21 protein-coding genes and 1 tRNA gene are annotated in these 21,066 nt (G+C 39.1%); 10 read left to right on the top strand and 12 right to left on the bottom strand.

The features are described 5' to 3' along the window. Positions 1-50: 50 nt before the first annotated feature. Positions 51-695 carry a hypothetical protein gene (locus tag KSK37_RS02480; protein ID WP_217199247.1) on the bottom strand — a complete coding sequence of 215 codons (645 nt, stop codon included), beginning with the start codon at positions 693-695 and terminating at the stop codon, positions 51-53. A 66-nt stretch (positions 696-761) separates the two neighbouring features. Continuing rightward, positions 762-2,180 carry an L-serine ammonia-lyase gene (locus KSK37_RS02475; protein WP_217199246.1) on the bottom strand — a complete coding sequence of 473 codons (1,419 nt, stop codon included), beginning with the start codon at positions 2,178-2,180 and terminating at the stop codon, positions 762-764. Between the two features lie 169 nt (positions 2,181-2,349). Between KSK37_RS02475 and KSK37_RS02470 the strand changes: the two genes are divergently transcribed. The 6 genes from KSK37_RS02470 to KSK37_RS02445 all read left to right on the top strand — a co-directional run bounded on the left by KSK37_RS02470 (position 2,350) and on the right by KSK37_RS02445 (position 9,108). Next, a complete protein-coding gene (locus KSK37_RS02470; protein ID WP_217199245.1) occupies positions 2,350-3,129 on the top strand; it encodes an MlaE family ABC transporter permease in 780 nt (259 codons plus the stop codon). Between the two features lies 1 nt (position 3,130). Then, a complete protein-coding gene (locus KSK37_RS02465; protein ID WP_088358054.1) occupies positions 3,131-3,880 on the top strand; it encodes an ABC transporter ATP-binding protein in 750 nt (249 codons plus the stop codon). Positions 3,881-3,890: 10 nt separating this feature from the next. Continuing rightward, positions 3,891-4,886 (top strand): MlaD family protein, encoded by a 996-nt coding sequence (locus KSK37_RS02460; RefSeq protein ID WP_217199244.1) that lies wholly within the window; start codon positions 3,891-3,893, stop codon positions 4,884-4,886. Positions 4,887-5,010: 124 nt separating this feature from the next. Next, positions 5,011-6,546: a GMC oxidoreductase gene (locus KSK37_RS02455; protein ID WP_217199242.1), complete on the top strand. Its 1,536-nt coding sequence runs from the start codon at positions 5,011-5,013 to the stop codon at positions 6,544-6,546. An 11-nt stretch (positions 6,547-6,557) separates the two neighbouring features. Beyond that, positions 6,558-7,301, top strand: a complete 744-nt coding sequence (locus KSK37_RS02450) for an aquaporin (protein WP_217199241.1) — start codon at positions 6,558-6,560, stop codon at positions 7,299-7,301. Positions 7,302-7,440: 139 nt separating this feature from the next. After that, entirely contained in the window at positions 7,441-9,108 is a 1,668-nt protein-coding gene (locus KSK37_RS02445; RefSeq protein WP_217199240.1) for an ABC1 kinase family protein, read from the top strand. Here KSK37_RS02445 and KSK37_RS02440 read toward each other — a convergent pair whose 3' ends face one another. The 5 genes from KSK37_RS02440 to KSK37_RS02420 all read right to left on the bottom strand — a co-directional run bounded on the left by KSK37_RS02440 (position 9,109) and on the right by KSK37_RS02420 (position 12,816). Continuing rightward, a complete protein-coding gene (locus tag KSK37_RS02440; protein WP_217199239.1) occupies positions 9,109-9,750 on the bottom strand; it encodes an alpha/beta hydrolase in 642 nt (213 codons plus the stop codon). Between the two features lie 62 nt (positions 9,751-9,812). Continuing rightward, positions 9,813-10,379 (bottom strand): YceI family protein, encoded by a 567-nt coding sequence (locus KSK37_RS02435; protein WP_088358060.1) that lies wholly within the window; start codon positions 10,377-10,379, stop codon positions 9,813-9,815. Between the two features lie 172 nt (positions 10,380-10,551). Then, positions 10,552-11,595: a glucokinase gene (locus KSK37_RS02430; RefSeq protein WP_217199238.1), complete on the bottom strand. Its 1,044-nt coding sequence runs from the start codon at positions 11,593-11,595 to the stop codon at positions 10,552-10,554. A 118-nt stretch (positions 11,596-11,713) separates the two neighbouring features. Beyond that, a complete protein-coding gene (locus KSK37_RS02425; RefSeq protein WP_217199237.1) occupies positions 11,714-12,289 on the bottom strand; it encodes a porin family protein in 576 nt (191 codons plus the stop codon). A gap of 239 nt (positions 12,290-12,528) precedes the next feature. After that, positions 12,529-12,816, bottom strand: coding sequence for a rhodanese-like domain-containing protein (locus KSK37_RS02420; RefSeq protein ID WP_088358062.1), 288 nt, complete (start codon positions 12,814-12,816; stop codon positions 12,529-12,531). Between the two features lie 119 nt (positions 12,817-12,935). On the opposite strand from KSK37_RS02420, the gene queG reads away from it, so the two are divergent. Then, on the top strand, positions 12,936-13,862 hold the full coding sequence (gene queG, locus KSK37_RS02415) for a tRNA epoxyqueuosine(34) reductase QueG (RefSeq protein WP_217199236.1): 927 nt from the start codon (positions 12,936-12,938) through the stop codon (positions 13,860-13,862). A gap of 316 nt (positions 13,863-14,178) precedes the next feature. Continuing rightward, on the top strand, positions 14,179-14,856 hold the full coding sequence (locus tag KSK37_RS02410) for a TIGR02117 family protein (protein WP_217199234.1): 678 nt from the start codon (positions 14,179-14,181) through the stop codon (positions 14,854-14,856). A gap of 109 nt (positions 14,857-14,965) precedes the next feature. Here KSK37_RS02410 and KSK37_RS02405 read toward each other — a convergent pair whose 3' ends face one another. From KSK37_RS02405 to KSK37_RS02385, 5 genes are all read right to left on the bottom strand, one after another. Further along, positions 14,966-15,475 (bottom strand): YceI family protein, encoded by a 510-nt coding sequence (locus tag KSK37_RS02405; RefSeq protein ID WP_217199233.1) that lies wholly within the window; start codon positions 15,473-15,475, stop codon positions 14,966-14,968. A 57-nt stretch (positions 15,476-15,532) separates the two neighbouring features. Next, positions 15,533-16,897, bottom strand: coding sequence for a hypothetical protein (locus KSK37_RS02400; RefSeq protein WP_088358066.1), 1,365 nt, complete (start codon positions 16,895-16,897; stop codon positions 15,533-15,535). A gap of 30 nt (positions 16,898-16,927) precedes the next feature. After that, positions 16,928-17,461 carry a YceI family protein gene (locus tag KSK37_RS02395; RefSeq protein WP_217199231.1) on the bottom strand — a complete coding sequence of 178 codons (534 nt, stop codon included), beginning with the start codon at positions 17,459-17,461 and terminating at the stop codon, positions 16,928-16,930. A 524-nt stretch (positions 17,462-17,985) separates the two neighbouring features. After that, positions 17,986-18,067: transfer RNA gene (locus tag KSK37_RS02390), tRNA-Leu, on the bottom strand. 127 nt (positions 18,068-18,194) lie between these two features. Beyond that, positions 18,195-18,959, bottom strand: coding sequence for an MBL fold metallo-hydrolase (locus KSK37_RS02385; protein WP_217199229.1), 765 nt, complete (start codon positions 18,957-18,959; stop codon positions 18,195-18,197). Positions 18,960-19,168: 209 nt separating this feature from the next. On the opposite strand from KSK37_RS02385, the gene KSK37_RS02380 reads away from it, so the two are divergent. Further along, positions 19,169-20,605 carry a nicotinate-nucleotide adenylyltransferase gene (locus tag KSK37_RS02380; RefSeq protein WP_088358069.1) on the top strand — a complete coding sequence of 479 codons (1,437 nt, stop codon included), beginning with the start codon at positions 19,169-19,171 and terminating at the stop codon, positions 20,603-20,605. Between the two features lie 8 nt (positions 20,606-20,613). After that, on the top strand, positions 20,614-21,063 hold the full coding sequence (locus tag KSK37_RS02375; protein WP_217199228.1) for a GAF domain-containing protein: 450 nt from the start codon (positions 20,614-20,616) through the stop codon (positions 21,061-21,063). The last annotated feature ends 3 nt before the right edge of the window (positions 21,064-21,066 follow it).

Below are 21,066 nucleotides of genomic sequence, written 5' to 3'. Positions count from 1 at the left end.
TTGAACTGAGATAAAAAAAAAAGACGCTGAAATTATCAAGCGTCTTTTTTTTAAAACTTCATCTTTAAACCAATGCCATTTAGGTTATTCACCAGAAAGTATTCGGTTTTGGTTTTGCTGTTATCTGCAGATTTATAACTGTTTATAGCTTCTTTCATTTTTGAATTGCCCGAAATTTTCATAACTAATCCGGTGCCCATCCCAGCTAAACCTATAATTAGAGGCACCGGGCTTCCTGTGGATTCAGTGGTCTGGTTTGTAACTGAAGGAGTTTCAGCGGGTGCAGAAAGATTTAAAACGGCTCCGACAACAAAACATGCGGCACCTCCCACCAGAAACCCCGTTCCAAGGGAACTGGTTTTCTTACCTTTCATATAAACATCATTATTACCAGCTTCCAGATACCTTCTTATCTCCTCATTAGAGGTTAACTTTTTTGGGTTCGTAAGGATTGACGAATGCTCTTCCATACCGTCTTTAATTTCCTGTACGGAAGCATCGTAAACAAACTCATTTTTGCCGTTAGCAGTGTTGGTATAAGTCAACTTTCCTTTTTCGTATTTAAGGTTTTTATACGACACTGAAGTATTGTCTTTCAGTATGAGAATGCCTTTCTCCGAAGTTTCCGGGATATTGGACTGTGCAAAAACAGCCAGAGAGAACGAAATAAATAAGATTGTAAAAATTCCTTTCATATATATATTTTAAATTTGCCTAAAACTAAGAAAATAACAGTTTCAAGACAAATAAAAAAACCTTCACTAACATTCCGCTACATTTACTGCAATTGCCAAACCGCCTTCTGAGGTTTCCTTGAATCTGTCGCTCATACTCTGAGCCGTATCCCACATCGACTGAATTACCTGATCGAGCGAGACTTTTGCTTTTGCAGGATCAGATTCTATTGCGATATTTGCTGCAGTAATCGCTTTTATTGCTCCCATCGAATTCCTTTCAATACAGGGAATCTGCACCAAACCGGCAATCGGGTCACAGGTCATTCCAAGATGATGTTCCATTGCAATTTCTGCTGCCATCAGAACCTGTCCCGGCGATCCGCCCATGATTTCAGTAAGTCCTGCCGCGGCCATTGCCGAAGAAACGCCCACTTCTGCCTGACAGCCTCCCATCGCTGCGGAAATAGTCGCATTTTTTTTGAATAAAGTCCCTATTTCTCCCGCCACTAAAAGAAATCGGATGATATCTTCCTGACTGTCATGTTCTGTAAAAGCCTGTGCATACATTAAAACTGCAGGAATGACGCCGCTTGCGCCGTTGGTAGGTGCTGTAATAATCCGTCCGAAACTGGCATTTTCCTCATTCACCGCCAAGGCAAAACACGACACCCATTTATTGATATTGATAAAGGTTTCCTCTGCATCCACGACCAGTTTGAACCATTCATCAATATTATTATATCTTTTATCACCGAGCAGTTTTCTGTTCAGACCTGCTGCACGGCGCGTTACATTCAGTCCGCCTGGAAGAATTCCTTCCTTATTGACGCCTTTGTAAATACATTCTTTGATTTGCTGCCAGATATAAATTGCTTCCTTTTCCGTTTCTTCCTTTGTCCGCCACGATTCTTCATTCATGAAAATTAAATCTGAAATTTTTTCCAGACCTAATCTGTTCACATATTTAATTATATCATCGCCGTTATGACACGGATAGAGGGTTCTGATACAATGTTTTTCGTAAGAATTTTCTTCCTGGGTGGCAATAAATCCGCCGCCTATGGAATAATAATCCTGGCTCAGCTCTTCACCGTTTTCAAAAACAGCCTTAAAGATCATTCCGTTCGGATGAAAATCTAAAGATTTCCCTTTATTTAAAATCAAATGAACTCCGTAGAAAAAAGGAATGACTTTTTCGCCGCCCAAATTAATTTGATTGGAAGATTTAATCGCCTCAATTTTTGAATCGATGGATGTGGTATCAATTGTTTTGAAATTTTCGCCGGAAAGCCCCAACATTCCTGCGATATCAGTTCCGTGTCCGATGCCCGTTTTAGCCAGTGATCCAAAAAATTCAACGAAAACTTCTTTTACGTCAGAAAGCGGACGGCTTCTACCGATCAAATTTAAAAAACTTTCTGCCGCATTCCACGGTCCCATAGTGTGGGAGCTGGATGGACCGATACCCACTTTGATAATTTCAAAAACACTTATTGACTGCATAATGTTACAAAAATAAGGCTTTATTGGGATATAATATTTAATAAAAATCAAAATAGTCTTCCGAAACTCATAACCTCTATATTTCCTCTTTTATTTAATGAATTTATGCTGAAAAATAAGTAAATTCGATAGTGATAAATTTCTGAATACTATTTTCATCTGATTTAATATGAATGTTTTTAGTCATATCATCAGTCCTTTAAAATTATTTATTGTTGAAATAGGTGATCTCAGTTATTTTTCGCTCCGGTTTTTCAAAGAGGTATTTAAAAAGCCTTATGAATTTCAGGAATTTCTAAAACAGTGCTTTTATATCGGCAACCTTTCTCTGTTTCTGGTGACGGTTACAGGACTTATCATCGGTTTGGTTTTCACTTTGCAGACCAGGCCTACGCTGCAGGAATTCGGCGCCGTTTCGATGATTCCGGCCATGGTGGGCATTTCGATCATCAGGGAAATAGGACCTATTATTACCGGACTGATCTGCGCAGGAAAAGTAGGTTCAGGAATTGGGGCCGAAATCGGTTCCATGCGGGTCACAGAACAGATTGATGCCATGGAAGTTTCCGGAACCAATCCTTTCAAATATCTTGTGATAACCAGGATTTTAGCAACAACCATGATGCTTCCGGTTCTGGTGATGTACAGTGATTTTATTGCAATTTTCGGTTCCTATTTAGTGGAAAGCACCAAAGGTCAGGTTTCGTTTACGCTTTATTTCAATCAGGTGTTTAACAGTCTGGAATTCAGTGACCTGATTCCGGCGACCATCAAAAGTTTCTTTTTCGGTTTTGCGATAAGTTTAGTAGGCTGCTTCAAAGGATATTACTGCAGCAAAGGGACAGAAGGTGTAGGAGTTGCCGCCAATTCAGCGGTGGTTTATTCCTCCGTGTTTCTGTTTATTATCGATTTTATCGCCGTACTTATTACCAATATTTTTGTGCAGTGAAATGAAAACAGATCACCAAATAACGCCGTTAATCAATATAAAAAATCTGGGAAAAAGATTCGGGGAAAATGTTGTGCTCGACCATTTCAATCTCACCTTATTTGAAGGTGAAAACTTAGTGGTGATGGGAAAATCCGGAGCTGGGAAATCAGTAATGATTAAATGTTTAATCGGTTTAGAAATCCCGGACAGCGGCACCATTGAAATTATGGGAAAAGAAACAGATCTTCTGAACCATGAAGAACTGGATGATCTCCGCACTGAAGTCGGTTTTCTTTTTCAGGGAAGCGCACTGTATGACTCCATGTCGGTGAGAGAAAATCTAGAATTTCCATTGAGAAGACATACCAAAAAATTCGGTATCCTGAAAGATCCTACTCCACTTGTTGTTGAAGCCCTGGAAAATGTTGGATTGGCCCATTCAATTGATTTGATGCCCAGTGAGCTTTCCGGCGGCATGAAGCGGAGAATCGCACTCGCGCGAACACTGATCCTGCAGCCCAAAATCATTATTTATGATGAACCTACCACAGGTCTGGATCCGATTACAGCAAAAGAGATTATTATTCTCATGAAATCTGTCCAGAAAAAATACAATACTTCCTCAATTATCATAACCCATGACGTAGACTGTGCAAGAGTGATTTCCAATAGAATGATTTTATTAATTGACGGAAAAAATTACGCCGAAGGCACCTTTGAGGAACTTTCCAGATCCAAAGATCCGGAAGTGCAGGCGTTTTTTAAATAACTTATTGAAAATGGAAAAGTCAGTATCACAAAAACTAAGGCTCGGTTTATTTGTCCTCATCGGATTAATAATTTTTATCCTGGCCATTTATTATATCGGCAGCAAACAGCAGATTTTTGGAAAAACCGAAACATTGAGAGCCAACTTCAATAACGTGAGCGGTTTACAGCCTGGTAACGCAGTGCGGTTTTCGGGGATCAATGCCGGTTCCGTTAAAGAGATAGAAATCATCAGCGACACCCTGATCAGCGTGGAAATGGTGATCGAAAAAGACGTTTTCCGTTTCATTAAAAAAGATGCACATGCAAGTATCGGAACCGACGGACTGGTGGGAAACATGGTCATTAATATCATCCCCGGAAGCGGAAATCAGCCCGGCGTTACGAGCGGAGATCTCATTAAAACAGACCGAAAAGTAAGCACCGACGATTTACTCAAAACCCTGAGCAAAACCAACACTAATGCCCAGATGATCACCAAAAATTTTCTGGAAATTTCTGATAAAATTAATGGAGGACACGGACCGTTAGGCATTTTGCTGAATGATCAGGATATGGGAAAAGATCTGAAAATCAGCGTCAGCGAACTCAGAGCAAGTATTGCCTATCTGAAAAATACAAGCCGTGGAACTACGCGAACGATCAGTCAGCTGAACCAAATGATTTCCGGGCTCGACAGGAAAGAAAATGTAATAGGCGTTCTGAAAGATACCGCTGTTGCCAATAAAGTAAAAAAAGTCATCATAAATCTCGACCAATCCTCCGCAAGCATCAACAGAACGGTAGACAACTTGAATGCCACGATCCGTAACGCAAAGGAAGGAAAGGGAGCCATCAATTACCTGTCGAACGACTCTACGCTGGTTAAAAACATCGATTCTACGATGGTAAATATCAATAAAGCGAGTTATAATCTTAACCAGAATCTCGAGGCTCTGAAACACAATTTTCTGTTCAGAGGATATTTTAAAAAACTTGAAAAACAAAAGAAAAATCAGGGCCGGTAAAATTAAAAATATCAATAAAACCACTTTTGAGATTTACATTTCCATCTAACTGCAGTACTTAAATACTAAAAAGTTTTTAAAAATAATCATCCAGGACCTGATTTTGATAATAAGTTAATAATAGATGAAAACACATTACGATTATATCATCATCGGAACCGGAGCGGGCGGCGGCACTATTGCACAAATCCTGGCAGATTCAGGCAAATCAATATTGATCCTAGAGCGCGGGAAATTTCTTCCCCAAGAAAAGGAAAACTGGGATTCGGTTGCCGTTTTCGGCGAAGAACGCTATCATACAAAAGAGGTTTGGAAGGATAAAAATGGCGAAAGCATCCATCCCGGAACCGGATATTGGGTGGGTGGAAATACCAAAGTTTACGGTGCGGCTTTGTTCCGGCTCCGCGAAAAAGATTTTGAAGAAATACAGCATTGCGCAGGAGTTTCCCCGTCCTGGCCTATAAAATATAAGGATTTCGAAAAATTCTATGACAAAGCAGAAAAACTGTACGATGTGCATGGTAAAAGCGGAGAAGATCCGACGGAGCCTTTCAGATCAGAACCTTTTCCTTTCGAAGCGGTTTTGGATGAACCCAGAATCGCTGACATCCGGACAGCACTGAAAAATTACGGATTGAAACCGTTTGATATTCCGTTGGGGATTAAATTAAATGAAAGAAATCCGCTTGAAAGCCAGTGTATAAAATGTGATACCTGCGATGGTTTTCCCTGTTTAATTCATGCCAAAGCCGATGCGGACATCAACTGCATCCGTCCGATAATGAAAAAAGAAAATGTCAATCTGCTTACAGAAGCAATGGCAGAAAGACTTCTGACCAACGATGAAGGAAACAAAATTGTAGGAGTGGAAACTTATCTCCAGAATGAAAAACAGATTTTTTCCGCTGAAACCGTGATTGTTTCCTGTGGTGCCATCAATTCTGCACTTTTGTTTTTAAAATCTGCCAATGAGAAACACCCTAATGGTTTGGCCAATAAAAGCGATCAGGTTGGCCGGAATTTTATGAAACATCAAAATGCGGCAATGCTTGCCATTTCCACCAAGGAAAACAGAACTAAATTTCAGAAAACCCTTGCGGTTACTGATTTTTATTTCGGTGATGAAGATTTTGAATTCCCTATGGGAACCGTGCAGCTGATGGGAAAAAGCAACCGGTACATGCTGAAAGACGATGCACCCATTTTTACCCCTGGAAAATTCCTTGACGAAATGTCGCAACATTCGGTGGACTGGTGGTTTACCGGCGAAGACTTACCCGATTATGAAAACCGCGTTTTATGGAATAAAGGACAAGTTCAGCTGAATTACACCGAAAATAACGAAGACGGATTTAACAGACTGATCAAAAAGTTCTCAAAAATATTAACGGAAATTGAAGACGAAATAAAGTTTTTGCCTGAAAACATTAACATCAGCAAAAAGATTCCACTTGCAGGAGTTGCCCATCAGGTCGGAACTCTGCGTTTTGGCGACAATCCTGAAACTTCTGTGCTTGACATCAACTGTAAAACTCACGAAATTGATAATTTATATGTGGTTGACGGCTCCTTTTTTCCCAGTTCAGGCGCTGTAAATCCGTCTCTGACAATTATTGCCAATGCAATCCGGGTGGGCGAATATTTAAAAAATTTAATTTAAACCTTCAAACCTTGCTAAAAGTTTTAAAATCCAACTACCGTTTTTTCCTGATGGAGGGTTTGGGACTTTTCCTGTTTATGGTATCTGCCTGTTTTTTTTCCGGACTGCTGGAACATCACGGTTCTGCCTTAAATGCTGCAATACCTAATCCCAAAATCAGGTTATTCATCATGGCAGCGGCGATGGGAACAACGGCACTTTTTATTTTCTTGTCACCGTTAACCTCTCCTTCTGGCGCATTTATCAATCCTTCTGTCAGCATTATGCGGTGGAGACTTGGCCAGCTGAGCCTGGAAAATTTAATATGGTACTCTGTCTTTCAAACGATTGGCGGCATGCTGGCGGTGTATATCATGTCATTTCTGATGGGCAGGTTTTTAACAGATCCTCCGGTAAATTTTGCGGTCACCGTTCCGGGGAAAACCATTTCAATAACTGAAGCTGCAACGATGGAGACCTTCACCGCATTTCTAATGATTGCAATGGTTTTGTTCGTTTCGGATACGCGGTTTAAAAATGCTGTTCCCTATGCATCTGCTGTTTTGGTCGGAATTTATGTGTATATCGCCGGGCCGGTTTCCGGGTTTGGAATGAATCCGGCAAGAACCATTGCAAGTGCAGTTCCTGCACATATTTATACTGATTTTTGGCTTTATATGCTTTGTCCGACCATCGGAATGTTACTGGCAGCCGAACTTTACCTCTTTATAAAAAAGAAAAAACCCAATGTAGATTTCAGCTTTGACGGGATATAGTTTCCTATACTCTTGAACTACGGAAAATTTTAAGGGAATTTCTCACCAGATTAGAAATGCCATTTGAAATTTTAATTGACCAAATAAAAAATCAGAGCTTAAGCACAGTTTTTGTAACGATAATTTCAAACATGAAAATATGGCGACAATCCCTGAAAAATTCAATACCTATTCAAAATTTATCTCCTTCATCCTGAAATACTGGAACAGTGATGTTTTTAAAGCTGCAGCCGACAACGCACTTAATAGCGAGCAGACCAGTGATGACACAGAATATCAATACCAAAAGCCCGAAGAACTGGCGGAAGACCTAAAAAAAATGGGGCCAACCTATGTTAAACTCGGACAGCTGCTTTCCACCAGACCCGATCTGATTCCGGAAGCTTATCTGGAAGCCCTCGAAGCACTGCAGGACCATGTGGACGAAATTCCCTACAGCGAGATTCAGAAAATTGTTGAAGAAGAGATTGGGCAGAGAATTTCCAAGGCCTTTGAAAGCTTTGAAATTGAGCCTGTTGCCAGCGCATCCATCGGCCAGGTTCACAGAGCCGTTCTGCGCTCAGGAAAGGAAGTTGCCGTTAAAATTCAGAGACCCGGCGTCAGAAAAAATTTTATTGAAGATCTTGACACTTTAAAAGAACTTACCGATTTTGCCGTAAAACATAATAATACCGCGAAAAAATATGCCGTTGATGATATTCTGGATGAACTCCGGTTTATCCTTCTGAACGAACTCGATTATGTAAAAGAAGCAGAAAACCTGGTGACTCTGGGAAGAAATATGGAGAAATATCCACGCATTATCGTTCCTCAGCCGATAGCAGGCTATTCTACCTCGAAAGTTCTCACGATGGAATATATCGACGGGCAGAAAATCACCGGTATCTCTCCTATTTCAAGAATTGAAACCAACTACCGGCCGCTGATTGACGATCTCGTGGCGTGTTATCTCAAACAGGTTGTTCTGGACGGTTTTGCGCACGCCGATCCACATCCCGGAAATGTGCATCTTACCAAAGATCACAAAATTGCCCTGATGGATCTGGGAATGGTGGCTAAATTCGGACCCGAACTCCGGGAAAATATTTTAAAACTACTCATTGCAATCAGCAAATATAATGGCGACGAAACTTCCGAAGAGCTGCTGAAAATGAGCGAATATGATAAAACGGCAGACCTTTCGAATTTCAGGAAATCCATTAACCGCCTCGTTTTGGATTCACAGAATAAAACCGCCAAGGACATGCAGACCGGCAGACTGCTTATTCAGATGAATAAAACCGCGGCTGAAAAAGGTATTAAACTTCCGGTTGAACTTAACATTCTTGGAAAAATCCTGATGAATATGGATCAGATTGTAGCTGTACTGACTCCGGAATATGATCTGCAGCGGGCGATCGAAAGAAATGTCGAAAAAATGATGCAGAAAAAAATTATGCAGGAACTCAAACCTCATAATTTTTTCGCAGAAGCCCTTGAAGCTAAAAAACTCGCAGAAAAACTTCCCCAAAGACTCAACATTATCACAGAAAAGCTTGCCAATAACGAATTTGAACTGAAAATAGACGCCATTGACGAACAGAGGCTGACAGACGGTTTTCAAAAAGTCGCAAACAGAATCTCCATAGGTTTAATTGTAGCTTCCCTGATTATCGGTGCCGCACTGCTCATGAGAATCCCATCCTCCTTCACGATTCTGGGTTATCCCGGTGTTGCCATGATTTTTTTCTGTGCGGCCGCAATCATAGGCTTATGGATGGTTTTACGAATGATGATGAAAGACGAAGATTTTAAACTGAAAAAATAATCAACTGAAAATTTCATTCAAAATAGCGGAGACTTCACGCGGTTTTGTAGCCGGGAAAAGATGTGTTCCGTTTTCGATCACGTAATTTGGTTTTGAATATCTGATTGGAAAAACAATGTCTTTATCTGCCAGAATCTGAATCACTTTTGGGTTTTCGTCAAATTTCCAGGCAGCGATTTTTTCAATACTCCATTTCAGGTAATAAGGATTTCTTACCGTAAAGTATTCCATGATTTTTGGATTTTTCGGATCGAAAAATTTCCTTAAAAATGAATAAGCCAAAGCAGATTTCTCGGTAAAAATATTTTCCGGAAGGTATTTGGGAAGACGGGTAATTTCTCCCACTTTAATGAAACGTGACTTTTCCTTATCTGATTTTATGCTTCCAAGGATAACAATTTTTTCTGCAGGTTTTATTTTATCAATTTCCTGCACCATAATGCCGCCAAAGGAATATCCTAAAAGGCAGAAAGGCTCTGAGGCGTCAATTTTCTCAGCCATCCTTTCCACATATCGGTGAAAAGTTTCGCCGCGTTCAGGAATCAGCCAATCAATGAAAACCACTTCCAGATGGGCAGGGAACCTGAGTTTCTCCAGAACTTTGAAATCGGCACCAAGTCCGCTTATCACGTAAAGTTTCATAATGTAAAAATAAAAAAAGAGCAGGGAAAACCTGCTCTTTCAATCCAAATATTTTTAAGGAATTATTTTGCGGTAACTTTTACCAACATATCGATGTCGTCTTTTACCAAAACATCCTGCATTGCTGCTTTATAAGCTACATCAAACTTCTGTCTGTCGAAAGAAAATTTGTTAGAAACCAGGCTTACTACCCCTTTGCTGTAAGAAATTTTTGCAGGGAAAGAAACGGCGTTGGTTTTTCCTTTTACTGTAAGGTTTCCGTTTACGATATAGTTATAAATCTTATCGTCATTTTTCTTTACCGAAGTAATGGTGTAAGTCGCTGTAGGGTATTTGTCCACTTCGAAGAAATCTCCGTTTTTAAGGTGACCGTTTAATTTTGTCTGATATTCTCCTGACAAATCGGTTGCGTTAATAGAAGTCATGTCCAAAACAAAAGATCCGCCAGCAACCTGGTTTCCTTTCATTACGATGTTTCCTGATTTTACGTTTACTGTTCCGTCATGCGAAGATGCTTCAGTTTTTGCAATTTTATATCCCCACCAGTGAACATCAGATGCCACTACTTTTTTAGACTGCCCGAAAGCTAAACCTCCCGCTAAAACCGCTAATAATGCTAATTTTTTCATTTATTTTTTCTTAGTTAAAATCTTGATGCAAAAGTATTCTTTGAAAACCGAATATCCTCTTGATGTATGGTAATATTTCAAAAAAATTTAATAATAATATTATTTTACTACCTCTTGCATATAAAAAAACTCCGGCATTTGCCGAAGTCTATTATTGCTATTTTTTTTGTTCTTAAGAAAAAGCGGCATACAGCGCTGCGCCGTTGATAATCGTTTTTTCGTCTTTTACCAGGTAGATAGGAATATCCTGCAGTAAAACTTCCATTTTATCACTGACGATGAAGTTTTTGTAAAACAGATCGTTTTTCAGATAACGCTGTAGCATCACCGGAATTTCACCTGTCAGAAACAAACCTCCAGTTGCTTTCAGTTTCAAAACCAAACTGTTCGCTTCACGGGCAAGGTAAACGAGAAAAGTATCGATAGTCATGTTGCAGATGCGGTCTTTGTTTTCCAAAGCGCCGTTAATTACTGCTTGGGTAAAGTTTCCGGCGTCGATTTCCTTTGTAAGCCAATCCGGCTGTTTCTGCTGTTTCACATCTCTCAGAAAACGGTAAATATTGAATAAACCTGAAGTGGAAAGTACTGACTCCCAGGTTACAATTCCGTAAATCTTCTGCAGAAAGTGATAAAATTCCACTTCTTCGGTTGTTCTCGGGGAAAATTCACAGTGGCCGCCTTCCGTTGCGAAAGGTCTCAGACAGTTGCCGTCCCAAAACAAAGCCGATTCTCCCAAACCAGCGCCTGGCGCTAAAACCGCGATATTTCCGGGTGTAAAATCTTCCGACTGATGAATCGTTAGAAAATGGCTTTCATCATCATTTCCCAAGCCGTAAGCCGATGCTTCCAAATCGTTGATCAGATAAACTTTCTCGACATTCGTATCTCTTTTAATTTCTTCTGCATCCAGTTTCCACGGCAAACGCAGCGGTACACTTTTTCCGCCGATCACAGGACCGGGAACCGCGACTGCAATTTTGGAAATATTGGAGAGGGAAAAGTCTGAAACAAAGCGGTTAACCATTTCTGAAAATGAAGCGAAATCTTTAGTTACGTAGGTGCTTTCATTTTTTAAATTCACCTTTTTATTCTCGGTGATATAAAGCGCCAAATAAGTTACTTCGCTCCGTATATCGGCCGAAACCACAGCGATATTATTATTACTTTCCTCTGCAATAGCGGGCAAAAAAAGCTTAAATTTATTCTTAGTTTCCATTTTAATAATGTTATTTACCAAAGATAATAATTGTTTTTAAAAAATATCAGAAAAAATAAAAAACCTTCTTAAGCACTGACATTAAGAAGGTTTAATTTATATAACTGAGGTTTTCCTCTTATTTTCCTAACGGAATGTTGTAACCTACACCTACACCAATTGCACCGGCGTTGTATTTCTGATCACCAATTTCACCTTTGCTTCCGGTGAAAGTTTTCTGGTATTGCAGGGAGAAATTCCAGTCTTCGTTGTGGTATCCTATTTCAGGTTTGATATAGAAACCGCCGTCTGGTCTGTCGGTAGTATTATTTGCTGCAACTTTGCTGTCGCCCACGATAAATCCGTAACCTAGATCAGTTCCAAGGTAAAATCCGTACTGTTTAGGATAAACTCTGATCAAAGCTGCTACAGGAACTACGCCGAAATCATTGTTATCAATGTTTACACCGTTTACCGTGTTGGATTTTCCAAAGAAATGGCTATAACCGGTTGCGATACCTAAACCAAATCCGGGAGTAACAAGATTCTGATAAGAAACGTCCAAACCTAAATTTCCGCCGGCATTTTCAGCAGGAACTGCCAAACCGCCATTTACTCCTACTTTAATCATGTTTCTCATATCTGCATTCTGTGCACTAACTAAACCTGCTGACATTAATCCTAATGCTAGGATTGTTTTCTTCATTGAATTCATAATTTTAAATTTTAAGTTTTACAGGTTAGTTCCTTGTCAAAATCGTGCCAAAACCCTTATCAGCATTATCATCCGGGACACAAACCAGCTTTAAGCAACTGATAATCACAGCCAAAAAATTAAACATCCATTTATATTCTGCATTCATTTTTTAAGTATAATTCTCCGAATTTTTAATTTGTGAGCAAAAAAAAGAGCCAGATTCTTCAATCTGACTCTTCCAATTTCTATATTAAAGTTTACAAACTTTCTAAAGTTTCTTTCATTGTTTCGTAACCTCCGCCATTATAAACATCTGTCATTCCTTCTGATTTGAAATAATCCACTGCTTTTCCGCTTCTGTTTCCGCTTCTGCAAAAGAAAATTTTAAATCCACTCAGGTTCAGAATTTCCTGCTTTCTGTCTTCCAGTTCCCCTAAAGGGATATTCTGCGCTGCTTCAATATGGCCATCCATTTCCAACTCCATAGGCTCGCGGACATCGATTAAGTGATAGTTTCCTGACTGTAATACCTCTACTAATGACATAATAATTTAATTTAAGGTTATCTTTAAAAGCTTTCTGAAGATTGAATTCTAAAACATTAACCTTCATCAGCATTTCTAAGACAAATTTATGAAATAATGTTAGTTTTGCACTAATAAAAATGAACGCATTACCAGAAAAATATTCAGCACTCATTAAAGCCAAAGCGAAAAAGTTTGGCTTCCAGAACTGTGGGATTTCCAAAGCAGGATTTCTTGAGGAAGACGCACGTCCACTTGAAAGCTGGCTGAGTAAAAATTATCACGGGGAAATGTCCTACATGGAAAACCATTTCGATAAAAGGCTGGATCCTACTATTTTGGTAGAAGGTTCCAAATCGGTGATTTCGCTTTCCTATAACTATTTCCCGGAAGAAAAGATTTCAGCTTTTGAAACCTATAAGATTTCAAAATATGCTTACGGCCAGGATTATCATGAAATCATCAAAGAAATCCTGCAGGAAATGGTTGCTGAACTTAAGGAAGAAATTGGCGATTTTCACTGCAGGGTTTTTACCGATTCGGCGCCGGTTCTGGAGAGAAGCTGGGCAAGAAAATCCGGAATTGGCTGGGTGGGAAAAAATGCCAACCTCATCACCAAACAGAGCGGTTCCTTTTATTTTCTGGCGGAAATCATCTGTGATCTGGAACTTCAGGAAGATTACGCAACTACCGATCACTGCGGAACCTGCACAAAATGTATTGAGGCCTGCCCAACAGATGCTATTGTCTCTGACAAAATAATCGACGGAAGCAAGTGCATCTCCTACGCAACAATCGAGCTTAAAACCGAGATCCCTGAAAGTTTCAGAGACAAGATGGAAGACTGGATGTTCGGCTGTGATATCTGTCAAGATTTGTGTCCCTGGAACCGCTTTTCATCACCTCATCACCAGGAAAAATTCAAACCTAATGATTTTCTTAAAAATTACAGAAAGGAGGACTGGAAAGAACTGACGCAGGAGCTGTTCTCGGAAATTTTCCGAAAGTCCCCAGTAAAAAGGACAAAGTTTGCAGGGTTGAAGCGAAACATTGAATTCTTAGGATAGTAATGCTTCCGGAAATTTTCGGTTTCCGATACAGGCAAACAACTTTGTAACTAAATTTTATTAAAGCTTGCCTGATTATTCACGAACACTTTCCGTTAAAACTGACAGTGATTTTGGAGAAAAAAATCCTGCAAAAATCAGTGTCTTTTCTGAGTTCTTTTTGGTGCTTTTTTTACACGGATTTTGAATCTTTTAACCGTTTTAGAGTTTTTTGGCATATATCATCGTTTTTGTGATGATTAAATGTAATAATTATTTTCAGATACAACAATACTCTGCGAATAATTAAATATTAATTTTTTATTACATTTGAAAAATGAAGAAAACCGTTCTCGTCATTCTTAAAACAATTTGGGCGATTATTGGTGTAATCGCCGTTTATGTTCTCTGCGGATTTTTAATTCCTTATATCGAAATTGCGAAAAAACCTGTTTCTGAACCCCAGAATATTACCGTATACATTCTGACAAACGGTGTTCATACAGATCTGGTTGTTCCGATAAAATCTGCGGAAATCGACTGGAGCAAAGAAATACCTTTCGATAACACGATTTCAAAAAGGACCGATTTCAATTACCTTTCCATCGGTTGGGGCGATAAAGGTTTCTATCTCGATACCCCAACCTGGGCAGAACTGAAATTTTCAACGGCTTTTAAAGCTGCATTCTGGCTGGGCGAATCTGCGATGCACTGTACCTTTTACGCTAAAATGACTGAAGGTAAAGACTGCAAAAAACTGACTTTGACCCATCAGCAGTATTTAGATTTAATACATTTCATCCGGAATAAATTTGACCGCGACCAAAACGGAAAGCCAATCCTCATCAAAACGGATGCGGTTTACGGAAAAAATGACGCTTTTTATGATGCTAAAGGAAGTTATAATTTCCTTGAAACCTGCAATACCTGGACGAACAGCGGTCTGAAAGCAGCCGGACAAAAAGCGGCGCTTTGGACTCCCACCGACCGTGGAATTTTTCAGCATTACCCATAAAAAAACTCCCGCAATAAGGGAGTTTACTATCAAAAGACATCAATTATGAAAAAATTTAATTTGATTGAATTTGTGGTGATGCGTTTTTAATATTTTTTTTAGGTCTTATTTAATCTTTAATGGCCAAACTGAAAAATAAATCGATTTCGTCTTTCACATAAACAATGCCTCCCATTTTTTTCGGCGGTATGATATTGAAATCTGAAAACTTCAACCTTTTGTTGCCAAGTAGGCTGTTGTTATACTCACTGAATTCGATTGCATATTTTTTGGTTACCGTCATCATTTTCACTTCTACGGTCGCTGAAAATCTGTTGGCTGTCGTTTTTCGGAAATTCAGAAATTTAATGGTTAATACCGGATATTTTTCTGAGTTCAGGGTTTTCCGGAAATCCGAAGTCATCATTTTGTTTCTGCAGTCGAAATCGTTAACCTGCAGCTGCACATTTGGAAGTTGGTTTCCGCTGAATGAGTAGATCGAACCTGAGTTCTTGAAATTGTCATTCGTGCATTTGAAAGTACTTACGTTGGTCCATCCTGTAATTTCCACTCCGTTGTTTTGGGAGAACAGAAGCACCGGGAAGATACTTAGCAGCAATATGATGAGTTTATTTTTCATGGCTTTTTAAAAAGAAAGGGGTTTGAACAAAACCCCTTTCCAAAGAAATATTAAAAATTAGAAACCTATGGTTGCTTCGAACATAATTCCATTGAATTTACCTCCTGAAAGTGCTGATTTCTGTTGTTTTGGTACTGAGGTATCCATTACATCCCATACAGTGCTTTCGTTGTATTTCTGAGTTACATATTCCACTTTAGCAAGAACGTTTTTAGTCATAAACCAACCGCCTGCGATGTTGAATCTGTCGATTTTTCTTTCTGCAGCTCCATCAAAATCTTTACCGTTAATAGAGTTGTATTTTCCTCCTAAGTAGAACTGTTCTTTTCCACCGAATCTGTACAATAACTCTCCTGCATACTGGTTATAAGTACCATCTGAATCTCTCTTAGTAGTAGCGTTGAGCAATTTGTTACCGGTTACATATTCGTATGTTCCGAAGAATTCCAAACCTTTGTATTTAACGAATGGGTTAATCTGAACAGCTGTCATTTCTTTGAAACCAGGGTCAAATCTACCAGTTGCCTGATTTGAAGTACCCATTGCATCAGATAACGCACTGTTTGCGGTGTTGGTTACCAATAAAAGATAATAATATCTTGAACCCGCTCTGTCATCTCCGTATAATTTACCGTTAGTGCTTAAACCGTTGGTTTTAATTACTGATCCGGATAATCTCAATCTTAAATCCTCCTGAATCTGTTTGTCATATGCTAATTTTGCATAGATAGACGGTTTGTTGTCGGCAGTTCCTTTAGTAGCAGTCTGGTTAAGTTTACCATTAGAAACCCCTAACATACCCATGAAACCGTTTTTGTAGTAATAAACCTCTCCGAATGCCTGTGTTGTAAAGGAATCCATGATGTTGTTTTCACCAAATGAATTGTTGATTGCTTCAGCATTATCAGTTCTTTTGAAATGTGCATCCCCGAAGTTGATTTCGTCCATACCCACTTTCAGTCTAACATCTTTCATTACATTTTCCAAAAATCCTTTAGAAATAAAGTCAAGATTGTCAACCTGGATATATCCTCCTTTTACCCAAGCTTCGTTGTGGTGACGTGCAGAAAGATAAGTTCTCAAATGCATTTTCACTCCTTTTGCAAGGTAAGCGTTGATATCTAAATTCGCAGTCGGCAAGTTGAAATCGCTACCCATTGTATTGAGTACATAATCTTTACCTAAAGCTGCTTTTGTGGAATGATCCAAAGCCTGGAACTGTAAAGCGAAATCGCCGCCTACTGAAACTTGTACTCCATCATACTCAGGAGATTCTCCTTTTGGATCTTCAAAGATGTTACGGGTTGTTTTTTCCGGAGCCAGATAGTCTCTCATTGAAGTTGTAGTTTCCTGAGCGTTTAGTACACTTACTCCGGAGAACAGTACTGCAAGCATTGAAGCTCTCATTAACATAGTTTTCATATTCTTAAAATTTTAATTTTTATATTTAAATTAGTTGGCTACCACATTTACTGTGATTTTCACATCGTTACCAGTTTTCACAGTGTTCATCATAAATGATGGTGGAGTCACTCCGTAATCAGTTAATTTGATAGATTCTGTTCCTGTGATGGTGTAATTGTTACCGCTTTTGGCTACAGTTACCGGGAAGCTTACTGTTTTAGTTACGTTGGTCACTGTAAGTTTTCCTGTCATTGTTCCTTTACCCATATTTACAGAAGTCGCAGTAAAAGTGATGTTAGGATACTTGTCAGCTTGCAGCGCTTTATAAGCATTGCTGTCCATTGCTCCTTTTCCGCTTTTTAGTGTCTTAGAACCCATTCCGTAAGTAATATCGGTAATGGTGTTTCCTGCAACGTTTCCGGAGAAAGATCCTGCTGTGGAAGTCATAGACCAGTCGTGCATGGTTGAAGTTCCTGTAACGGTAGTTTTAACTGTTTTACTGCTAATTTTCTGTGCAGCTACAAGGCCGGAAAAAAGTCCGAATGCTAAAACCAAGATTTTGAAGTTTGCTAAATTTTTCATGTTTCTAAAATTTAATAATTATCGTTATTTATCTGTTCCCTTATTTTGTACTACAAAGATAGAACGATATTTATCAAATCCATAATAAAACAGCTTTAAATTCATATGACATATATCTTATTGCGGAAGATGATTAAATTATAAACAATAAAAACCGTATATTATTTAATAATTTACTAAAATATGAAATAATTTATAGTTTATACTTAAAAAAAAGAATGCAACGTTAAATAATGTTAAAAAGAATTTTAAACATCCATTTAATAAAGCGTGACAGAAGTCATATCAAAGAATATAAATATGTGAAAATAAAAGATATATTTATAGAAAGAATTGTGCTGAATGACGTTTATTAATAAATTTTAGTTATTTAGGCACATATATTAATAGGAATTAAATGTTTGGACCGGTGGACGTTATGAAGCCAAACTAATATTAAACTCTTTCAGTCTGATTTACGCCCTCATCTAATATATAGACAGATGATCGCACAAAAAAACCTCTGCAATGAAACAGAGGTTTTGTACCCGGTGCCGGAATCGAACCGGCACATCTTTCGATACTAGAGTTTGAGTCTAGCGCGTCTACCAATTCCGCCAACCGGGCAGCTTTAAATTGGTGTGCAAATATAGAATTTTTTTTATTTCCGAAAAACTATTTATGATAATTTTTCAATATTAATGCGAAGTTGAGCCGCATTGATCTGAGAATCTGAAAACTAAATTTTACTACATTAAAAATCCAGCTCCAGTCCGTCATTAGCAAGATACACGTTTTCAGGAAGTTCACTCTGTGTTTCACCATGCCTGCCTAGATGGTGGGAAATATGCGTAAGATACATTTTCTTAGGTTTCAGTTCCTCAAAAAGTTCCAAAACCTGCGGTAAAATGAAGTGTGCAGGGTGAAAGTTCTCCTTTCGGATACAGTTCAGTATCAAATAATCCAGATTCTTCAGTTTTTCCTTTTCGATCTCTGAAATATAACTTGCATCCGTAATATATGCGAGATTCTTAAACTTAAAACCCAATATCGGAATCTTATAATGCATCACTTCTACAGGAATCACTTCGGCATCAAACAGACTGAACTCTTTATCGATTTCGTGCATTTCAAAAGAAGGAGCACCGGGATATTTCACATTGGCAAATGCGTACGAAAACCTCTGCTTTACTTCATCACCAACTCTTTTGACGCAGTACAGGGATACATCTTTTCCGGTGCGGAAAATCAAAGGTCTCACGTCGTCCAACCCGATCACATGGTCGTTATGTTCGTGGGTTAGCAGAATTGCGTCCAGATGGTCTTCTTTATTATCCAGCATCTGCATCCGGAAATCCGGACCACAGTCGATCAGAATTTTTTTGCCGCCATCTGTAGTGACCAAAGCCGACGAACGGTAACGTTTATCTCTGGGATCTGATGATGTGCAAACTTCACAATGGCAGCCAATGACAGGAATCCCCTGCGAAGTACCGGTTCCTAAAAATTTCAACTTCATATCTTAATGACTGTTATTTATCTGTAAAAATAGTAAAATAGCACTTACTCTCTTAACAAATAATGAAATTTCGGCAACTCTTCCCTATCAGTTTTATGCGAATCTTTTCCAATGCATATAAGACAAAGATCATGTGCCCTACTTACGAGCATCTGCAAGAAAAATTATGTTATTGCGTGAATAATTCTTAATTTTACGCAAAATTAAAATTGCCCGTGCTTAATCAACAACTGACACCCAAACAGAAAGCTTTAGCCATTAATTTAGACGCCAATATTTACGGAACTTTTGCCGAGATTGGCGCCGGTCAGGAAACTGTTCGGCATTTTTTCCGAGCCGGTGGCGCGTCGCGCACGATCGCAAAAGCGATGTCGGCATATGACAAAGATTTCAGTGATGCCATTTACGGAAAGGAAGCCAAGAACAGATATGTTACGCAAAACCGTCTCCGTAAGATGCTCCGGTATGAAGTTTCGTTAATTGAAGAACGGCTGACGCGGGAAAACAACCCAGGCAGAAAATTCTTTTCCTATGCCAATACGGTAACGACCATCAATTTCAACAAAACGATGAAAGGTCACGGCTGGGTGGGTTTACGTTTTCAGCTCGATGAGAAGGAAGATTATAATGAAATTGTTTTCCACGTAAAGTTTATGGAAAATGATGCGACGCTGCAGCAGGAAACTTTGGGAAGTCTTGGGGTCAATTTAATTTACGGTGCTTATAATTTCTCAGATAATCCCCGCAAGCTGATTGAATCTTTATACGATGATATTTCGACCGACAATGTGGAGATCGATATGATCGATTTCAGCGGACCTGCTTTTACTTATGTTGACAACCGACTGATGAGTCTGCAGCTGGTGAAAAACGGGATGACTGATGCTGTGATTTTCAATCCGGAAGGAAACAATATGCTTCCTGCGGATATTCTTTATAAGAAAAACATTTTCGCAGTGCGCGGAAGTTTCCGCCCTGTAACCCTTGTGAATATTGATATGTTCGAGAGAGGGCTCGAGATGTTCATGAAAGATTCCAACTGCAGTTTTGAAGAAACAGTAGTGCTTTTTGAAATTACCATTTCCAATTTAAGAGCAGCAGGCGATATTGACGAGCGCGATTTCCTTGACAGGGTTGATGTACTTGCGAAGTTAGGTTATACGGTCATCATTTCGAATTTCTCAGAATATTACCGTCTTATTGATTATTTTGCCAATTATACGAACGGAAAAATAGGCGTTGCAATGGGCGTTAACAATCTTCTCGACGTCTTTGACGAGGATTACTATAAAAACCTGTCAGGAGGCATTCTGGAGGCTTTCGGTAAGTTTTTCAAACAGGATATGAGGGTTTATCTATATCCTTACAAAGATCCTGAAACCCATGAACTACTGACTTCCAACAATTTAAAGGTTCATGACAACCTTAAAGAATTGTATAAATATTTCAAACTGAATCAGCGCATTGTGGATATTAAAGACTATAATCCAGACTACTCTGAAATTTACTCACGCGAAATCCTCAATAAAATTGCCAATCACGAAACCGGCTGGGAAAAACAGGTACCGGACGGCGTTGCCGAAATGATCAAAGAACGCGGAATGTTCGGTTACAAGGAAGAATTAAAACTTAAAGAATTTTCTTAAAAAATATCATGTCTGAAATCAAAAAAAGACTTTCCTCTATTCTGGAAAGCCCGAATCATAATACGGAAGCTAAACTGCAGAAAATCTGTTTCCTCCTCGATCAGGAAATCCCGTACTTTAACTGGACAGGATTTTACTTTAAAAACGGTGATAAAGAGGAATTGATTTTAGGTCCTTATGTGGGTGCTGAAACCGATCACACCGTTATTCCTTTCGGAAAAGGAATTTGCGGACAGGTGGCTGTTTCCAATGAGACATTCGTAGTTCCTGATGTCCATGAACAGGACAATTACTTAAGCTGTTCCATCGATACCAAAGCAGAAATCGTGGTTCCGATTATTAAAGACGGTGAAAACATCGGGCAGATCGATATTGATTCCCACACTTTGAATCCTTTCACGAACGAAGACCGCGAAATGCTGGAATGGCTTTGCGGCGAGGTTGCGAAGATTCTTTAATTC

It is taken from the genome of Kaistella soli (assembly GCF_019038595.1).
GTDB lineage: Bacteria > Bacteroidota > Bacteroidia > Flavobacteriales > Weeksellaceae > Kaistella > Kaistella soli.
This window is presented reverse-complemented; position numbering and strand designations above follow the sequence as displayed.

Excerpts from the sequence above, each read along its gene's own strand:
- KSK37_RS02480 (WP_217199247.1), bottom strand. The coding sequence starts at position 695 with ATGAAAGGAATTTTTACAATCTTATTTATTTCGTTCTCTCTGGCTGTT.
- KSK37_RS02475 (WP_217199246.1), bottom strand. The coding sequence starts at position 2,180 with ATGCAGTCAATAAGTGTTTTTGAAATTATCAAAGTGGGTATCGGTCCA.
- KSK37_RS02470 (WP_217199245.1), top strand. The coding sequence starts at position 2,350 with ATGAATGTTTTTAGTCATATCATCAGTCCTTTAAAATTATTTATTGTT.
- KSK37_RS02465 (WP_088358054.1), top strand. The coding sequence starts at position 3,131 with ATGAAAACAGATCACCAAATAACGCCGTTAATCAATATAAAAAATCTG.
- KSK37_RS02460 (WP_217199244.1), top strand. The coding sequence starts at position 3,891 with ATGGAAAAGTCAGTATCACAAAAACTAAGGCTCGGTTTATTTGTCCTC.
- KSK37_RS02455 (WP_217199242.1), top strand. The coding sequence starts at position 5,011 with ATGAAAACACATTACGATTATATCATCATCGGAACCGGAGCGGGCGGC.
- KSK37_RS02445 (WP_217199240.1), top strand. The coding sequence starts at position 7,441 with ATGGCGACAATCCCTGAAAAATTCAATACCTATTCAAAATTTATCTCC.
- KSK37_RS02440 (WP_217199239.1), bottom strand. The coding sequence starts at position 9,750 with ATGAAACTTTACGTGATAAGCGGACTTGGTGCCGATTTCAAAGTTCTG.
- KSK37_RS02435 (WP_088358060.1), bottom strand. The coding sequence starts at position 10,379 with ATGAAAAAATTAGCATTATTAGCGGTTTTAGCGGGAGGTTTAGCTTTC.
- KSK37_RS02430 (WP_217199238.1), bottom strand. The coding sequence starts at position 11,595 with ATGGAAACTAAGAATAAATTTAAGCTTTTTTTGCCCGCTATTGCAGAG.
- KSK37_RS02425 (WP_217199237.1), bottom strand. The coding sequence starts at position 12,289 with ATGAATTCAATGAAGAAAACAATCCTAGCATTAGGATTAATGTCAGCA.
- KSK37_RS02420 (WP_088358062.1), bottom strand. The coding sequence starts at position 12,816 with ATGTCATTAGTAGAGGTATTACAGTCAGGAAACTATCACTTAATCGAT.
- queG (WP_217199236.1), top strand. The coding sequence starts at position 12,936 with ATGAACGCATTACCAGAAAAATATTCAGCACTCATTAAAGCCAAAGCG.
- KSK37_RS02410 (WP_217199234.1), top strand. The coding sequence starts at position 14,179 with ATGAAGAAAACCGTTCTCGTCATTCTTAAAACAATTTGGGCGATTATT.
- KSK37_RS02405 (WP_217199233.1), bottom strand. The coding sequence starts at position 15,475 with ATGAAAAATAAACTCATCATATTGCTGCTAAGTATCTTCCCGGTGCTT.
- KSK37_RS02400 (WP_088358066.1), bottom strand. The coding sequence starts at position 16,897 with ATGAAAACTATGTTAATGAGAGCTTCAATGCTTGCAGTACTGTTCTCC.
- KSK37_RS02395 (WP_217199231.1), bottom strand. The coding sequence starts at position 17,461 with ATGAAAAATTTAGCAAACTTCAAAATCTTGGTTTTAGCATTCGGACTT.
- KSK37_RS02385 (WP_217199229.1), bottom strand. The coding sequence starts at position 18,959 with ATGAAGTTGAAATTTTTAGGAACCGGTACTTCGCAGGGGATTCCTGTC.
- KSK37_RS02375 (WP_217199228.1), top strand. The coding sequence starts at position 20,614 with ATGTCTGAAATCAAAAAAAGACTTTCCTCTATTCTGGAAAGCCCGAAT.